This is a genomic window from Dyadobacter sp., assembly GCF_051859145.1.
GTDB lineage: Bacteria > Bacteroidota > Bacteroidia > Cytophagales > Spirosomataceae > Dyadobacter.
The window spans coordinates 1-5,706 of the sequence record NZ_JBHYGF010000280.1; the positions used below are offsets into that span (position 1 = coordinate 1).

Genomic DNA, 5,706 nt, shown 5'->3' on the forward strand with positions numbered 1-5,706 from the left:
ATTTGTAGCATCGCCAGAATTAAGCCATCAGGTAAGTGATTTTATCAATGATCGTATGCAGGATGTTGTCAGGATCGGCTGACTGGCTGAGTGAAAAATATTCGGCGCCAGATTTGAAATGGCCGTTAACATAGTTCTTGGCTTCGCGCAGTGAAGCGAAGTGCCGTTCACCGTTTGCAACTGCTTCATGCACACTGCGAGTGCCAAGCCGCTGCTCTATAAAAGCCACATCCTGGCTGGCGACTTGATCAGTAATGCAGCAGTCATAGACAGCATAATAGGTGCTGCTTGTTTTGTTGTCAACATTTTCAAATCTGTTGCTGCTGACCGGGAGTGAGATATTTGCCATAGATAATCAAAAAAGACACAGGACTGTTAACTGGGATCTTTAAGAGTCGGCTAAAAGAATTATTGGAAGGTGTCAGAATTAGCACAAAGTTAACAAAGCGGAGCAGATCTTAATATTAAAAATATGGAGTGCTCTTATCTCAGGCAGAATATGTCCATTGCCGGCAACACATTATCTTATCGTTAACAACCTTTTTTGATGCCTTTTGCCATTAATTTTGCACTGTAAAGAATTTAAGGCAGAAGAATGACACACGAAAAAACTTTGACCCTACACACTGGAAGGTGCGTGAAAGTGATCACGCAATTGGGAAATCCAATGACTCCCGACGAGATCAAAATCGATATTTTGATCAAAGACCCCTCCGACGCGCATTACCACCTTCCTATCGGCCTGTCGCATCCCAAGTATTGGAAGCTCAAAAGGATTGGCGAGGAAAAATCCAAGCAGATGCAAATCCAGTACAGTGGCCTGACAGAAAAGCAGCTGCGCAGCGTGGTCAAGGAATTCAAGCAAATGCAGAATTAAAATGCGGCTTTCAATTCTTGCAGCTAAATACTGATCTTTTATTCCCCTTTCAGGAATGGAATACGGGTTTGTGTTTCGCAAAATGCAATAAACTTTCTTTGGACGCTCACATCGTCACCCTGCCTCAGGTAACGGCTCTGTCGTTTATGGTGGAAATACTGCCCACTTACCTTCGATTGCTCATCGCTACCGCCAGCCAGCCACACCTGGGTTTCAAAACCTTTTGCCAGATTATCAGGCGCTCCTGGCCCACCCATTTTTGTAGGCACCCATCCCGGGTCTACTGCATTTGCATAGACATTTGGCCATTGACGTGCAGCTGCCATGGCCAGGAGCAAATTGTGGAATTTCGAGTCGGAATAAGTCACACTTGGCTTGTCTTGCCTCAGGCCAGTGAGGCCAGGGTCTGCTTGTTTATGCATGCCCGAACTTAGATAGACCAGCCTCTTAGGCTTATTGATCAAACAAGTAAGGATGTAAGGCGCAAGGCTGTTGACGGCCAGTAATAGTGGAAGGCCGTCACGGGTAAGCTCTTTTTCGGAAACTTGATAGATGCCAGCGTTATGGATAACTGCATCAAAATCACCTAGTTTGTTGACCTTTGATGCCAGGTCTCTGGTTTCTTCCATACTAGACAAATCCGCTGTCAGCACCGCTTCGGCGCCAGGGACTTTTGCCAAGCCATACTTTGCGCGCTCTGGGTTACGCGCGTGCAACACCACATTATGCCCCTGCTTCACGAGCGCACTCGCAGCCAACTGCCCGAGCCCATCAACTGAGCCCGTAATAAATATCCTTGCCATACGCGTTATGTAGTTTCCTTTGAGCTTTATTGATGTAGGTTACAATTTTAGTGCCTGTCATTAAACAAAAAGGCGGCCTATTACAGGCCGCCACACAATCTGCAACAAAGAAGTGAGCACATTTTCCAATGGGTACTTCCAGGTGGTTTATAAAAAACCAATTTGTGGCAGGCCTGGCCTGCCATTGCTTTTCAATCAGGCTTTGTTGATAGGTAACAGCAAATATTTTTTTGCTACGGAAAGGCTCCGCATCCGGAAGACCGGACCCCGCAAAGGCACTGAATGAGATTGCAGCCCCAAGGTAAGTCTAGAGGGCGCACGCCCGGCAAAGTTAAGAAATGGTAATATGCCGGTTCACAGCCCCATAATCAGGCGCTTACTTCAACATTGCATCAGTTACCCTCAGAGTATAATCCACTTGCTGACAGCCAAAGTCGGGATCGTTGGGGTTTTGTTTGCGTTTGAACCAAAGCGAGTTTTGCACCGGGTCTTGCTTGTAAACCAAGGTCTTTTTACCACCCGACAGCTTGTAGAGCTCGAAGCTCGCAAATGTTTCGGTTGGAGGCGGAATTGACCCAAAACTCGCATCTTGTCCGACCAATTTCCTTTGCCCGGAATTTATCACCGTTGCCGTATCGATTTGTTGGTTAAGCCCAGGATCCCCAAAATCTACCAGCAGGTTGGCTGTACTCTGATTGTCTAAATAATAAAAACTGGCCCCAACACATTCGCTTATCAAATAATCGTCTGTTTTTTCTTTACAGCCCAGAATCGTAAAGGCGAGAAAAATTATGGCAACGGAGTAATTTTTCATAAAAAGATCATGAATGTTTACGCGTTGACCCAATTTAAATAACCATGGTTGTAATTGATGCGCGCGTACGGCTAGCAAAATATCTCGCAGCAAGGCGTAATTGAAAGCCATTTTAATAGCCCTACTGGTTGCGCCAGCATGGTCTTAAATTACCAAGGCCTCAGCAAATCTTCTGAGCTCTTGGCTGAGCAATTCAGGCTGTTCCATCGCAGCAAAGTGCCCTCCTTTTGACAGCTTGTTCCAATATATGATGTCGAAAAAACGCTCGACAAGTTCTTGGGGCGGCTGGCCGATATCTTTTGGAAAAAGGAACTTGCCAATTCGCTGCTACACTTAGCAGAAGTAGAAGGTTTGCAGTCGGCCAGAGTCCGAGACGAAATTAACATTGTAGATACAGTATTAGATACAATTACTTATTTTGGGGAGAAGCGACCAGAGCAGCAAATTGATTTGGTTTTAACTGATACCTTCACCCAGCAAAGTTCTAATTTTAGGATTTTCGGAAATGCTACCCTGCTGCGAACAGTGCTTACTAATATCTTAGACAATGCAAGCAAATATTCCTTTCATGAGCCTGTCGAGCTTAAAGTTGATCTGGAACCTTCATGGGTTACCATAACAATCACTGATCTGGGTATCGGCATCCCGGGTGCTGAGCTGAATGATGTGTTTTACCTATGATGCGGGCTGGAAATGTTGGAAACGTGCCTGGCTTTGGTTTGGGACTTACGATTGCAAAAAAGATTGTTAACATACACAAAGGGCAACTAAGTGTAAAATCCATTAAGGATCATGGAACTGCCGTCTCAATCGGGCTCCCTACCCTGCCACTGACGAATTAACGCCAATTTTAACAAGTATTCCAGTGCCGAACTGCGTCAACAACCATGATGCCGATACCGCCCACCCAGTTAAAAATACTTGATACTTTACTATCTTACGAAGTACGATTTAACCTATACCATTAATACTTAATCGTACAATATTGACAGTTATGGTGACAGTAGCTCGTAAAATCGAAAAATGCCCATAGTTCGTTTTAACCACCGAATTTTTAAACGCTAGTATTGGTTACAAAATAGCTTGAAAGATGGTTATACCTACGGGAGCAATCCTATTTATGGAGACACATATAGGTTTGCCTGACAAACACTTTCTGATGGAAGGTAGGTTTTGTTTTTTGCCTTGAAATGTCCGTGGCATTCCGACCAATAGAATTCCCTCAATCCAATTGTCTGGGAGGGGTTAGCTTGACAGTCCGGCAATGAGAGCTCTTTGCAACAGGAATAATGTTCTCTTGTAAAATAATCACTATACCGGTCACTAAAATAAAAGCGGCGACAGCCAGAGCCTGCGGCATACCGCTGATGTAGGTATCCGATAAAGAACTTATCCCCTGTACAAGGAGAAAAAATTCATTTAAGATGATTCCTGAAACGAAAATGATAATTCCAAATGCTGTTACGCGGGTTGTTTTCAAGGCTTTGTTCATGTAAAGCCAGCAGATTAAAAAAAGACTGATAATGCCTAATAAAACCAAATGAAGATAGGCGATCACAACGGGCCGCAAACCGAACGCAAAGTGGGCGACAGTCGGCAGAGATGATGCTGTTTGAAGTCCGAATTTTATAACACTAGCTATTGCAACCGCTAACAAAACCCATCGCATAACAGGCGAAAGGCCCCCTGCTATATTATCCTTTCGTTTCCATAAAGCGCTTAAAAAAATGCCGAATACAATAAGCTGCATCAAGGCTGTCAGAATAGTCAGCACATGCAAGGCCGCAGGAAATGACATCCAGTTAATTGAAAGAAGGTAGGTTGGCACACACGAAATTGCAAACAGGCGGAATTGGATTAAAGCATTAGGCAGGCTGATCTTTTGCAGATAAAGCCATTGATGAAACAAACCCATGATGCCAAAAAAGAACCAACCGTTGTATTGAAAATGAAGGTAAAAATATACAGATGCTAACCTTAGAATCGTATCTCCTGGCTGGGTAGCCATGGTCCAGGCAAGCAAGAAGGTTCCCAAGTTGGATATCATATTGAAAATAAGTGCTGCATGGATATACCTGTACCAAACCTGCTTTTGCCCGTAAACGCTAATGTCTGTTTGACAGAGTCTGTAGAAAATAAAACCGACCAGTATAGATAAGGTTGAAAAAGTAATTGAAACAGCGGCATATCCCTGAATCAGGAAACTGACCAGCATACCGTAGGAACAAAAAAGATTGAATGCCAGCAAACGGTTATACCGAATAGGAAGTACTCCATCAAAATTGCGGCCCAATATCAGCACCGCAATAGATAGCATTAGTACATGGGATATCCATCCGGAAAAGGCGAAATGAGAATGCGCATGCAACGTGAATCGCTGGTCAAGCCAGGGTAATAATGGCAATAATATCTTCAGTCGCATCAAAAGTCCCAGGCACGCCACTATGAACAAATTGAACAAAGCGATACGGGTCCATCCTCGAATTGTCATCTGCTTCACAAACTTGAATAACAGTGTCCGTGAATAGTTTCGGTTTCAATACGTGCAGGTAGAAATATCTTGCCTCTGACTATCTTTAACTTACCCTTATTCTCGAGAATTTTCGTGGCTCTTATGACAGTCTCTACCCGCATACCCGTCAGATTGGCAACCTGCTGTCTTGTCAACATCAACTTGTTGCATTCGCCGCATACGTTATTGGTATGAAGGTGAAGGTACTTAAATACCTCATCGACAATCCGCTCGGGCGAGTGGCAGGCAAGTTGATGTGCCAGAAATAACTTGAAGCGCAACTTTTGAGCAAACATTCGGTTGAGTGTCTGCCTTACCTCGGAATGCTCGGATAATAACCTGTTGAAGTCAGGCAGCGCAAGTCTGATAATCAGACATTCGGTCAGAGCGGTAGCCGTACACGCGTACGGCTGCTGATCGAACAGTGGCAGTTCACCGAAACATTCAGCCGGCCAGACAACTCCCTGAAGGATCTCGCTTCCATCTTCATTGAAGTTGGACCAGCCCACCTTTCCTTCTACCAGTTGATGATAAAAAAGGCAATTTTCTCCTTCCCTGAAAATGACCTCGTTCTCATAGACTTTCTTGTAAACAGCTCCGCAAATAAGTAACAGGTCGGTCTCAATCATAATTACGGGATAATGAATATGCCAAACTTACCGTCATTTGTTGGCCCAAGACATGACCATCACCATGAATA

At 44.3% G+C, this 5,706-nt stretch carries 8 protein-coding genes; 3 read left to right on the forward strand and 5 right to left on the reverse strand.

Features of this window, described 5'->3' with window-relative positions; all coding sequences use genetic code 11:
• Positions 1 to 19: 19 nt before the first annotated feature.
• Positions 20 to 349, reverse strand: coding sequence for a hypothetical protein (locus ACTIE6_RS16115; protein WP_439557617.1), 330 nt, complete (start codon positions 347 to 349; stop codon positions 20 to 22).
• Positions 350 to 595: 246 nt separating this feature from the next.
• On the opposite strand from ACTIE6_RS16115, the gene ACTIE6_RS16120 reads away from it, so the two are divergent.
• A complete protein-coding gene (locus ACTIE6_RS16120) occupies positions 596 to 877 on the forward strand; it encodes a hypothetical protein (RefSeq protein ID WP_439557618.1) in 282 nt (93 codons plus the stop codon).
• A gap of 38 nt (positions 878 to 915) precedes the next feature.
• Here ACTIE6_RS16120 and ACTIE6_RS16125 read toward each other — a convergent pair whose 3' ends face one another.
• Positions 916 to 1,680 (reverse strand): SDR family NAD(P)-dependent oxidoreductase, encoded by a 765-nt coding sequence (locus tag ACTIE6_RS16125; RefSeq protein ID WP_439557619.1) that lies wholly within the window; start codon positions 1,678 to 1,680, stop codon positions 916 to 918.
• Positions 1,681 to 2,056: 376 nt separating this feature from the next.
• On the reverse strand, positions 2,057 to 2,605 hold the full coding sequence (locus ACTIE6_RS16130; RefSeq protein ID WP_439557620.1) for a hypothetical protein: 549 nt from the start codon (positions 2,603 to 2,605) through the stop codon (positions 2,057 to 2,059).
• Positions 2,606 to 2,770: 165 nt separating this feature from the next.
• On the opposite strand from ACTIE6_RS16130, the gene ACTIE6_RS16135 reads away from it, so the two are divergent.
• The gene (locus tag ACTIE6_RS16135) at positions 2,771 to 3,175 is read left to right on the forward strand and encodes a sensor histidine kinase (protein WP_439557621.1); all 405 of its coding nucleotides are present in this window, start codon (positions 2,771 to 2,773) and stop codon (positions 3,173 to 3,175) included.
• Positions 3,175 to 3,336: an ATP-binding protein gene (locus tag ACTIE6_RS16140; RefSeq protein ID WP_439557624.1), complete on the forward strand. Its 162-nt coding sequence runs from the start codon at positions 3,175 to 3,177 to the stop codon at positions 3,334 to 3,336. The genes ACTIE6_RS16135 and ACTIE6_RS16140 overlap by 1 nt, the downstream gene beginning before the upstream one ends.
• A gap of 380 nt (positions 3,337 to 3,716) precedes the next feature.
• On the opposite strand, the gene ACTIE6_RS16145 is transcribed toward ACTIE6_RS16140, so the two are convergent.
• The gene (locus ACTIE6_RS16145) at positions 3,717 to 4,811 is read right to left on the reverse strand and encodes a hypothetical protein (RefSeq protein ID WP_439557622.1); all 1,095 of its coding nucleotides are present in this window, start codon (positions 4,809 to 4,811) and stop codon (positions 3,717 to 3,719) included.
• Positions 4,812 to 4,990: 179 nt separating this feature from the next.
• Entirely contained in the window at positions 4,991 to 5,635 is a 645-nt protein-coding gene (locus ACTIE6_RS16150; protein WP_439557623.1) for a Crp/Fnr family transcriptional regulator, read from the reverse strand.
• Between the last annotated feature and the right edge of the window lie 71 nt (positions 5,636 to 5,706).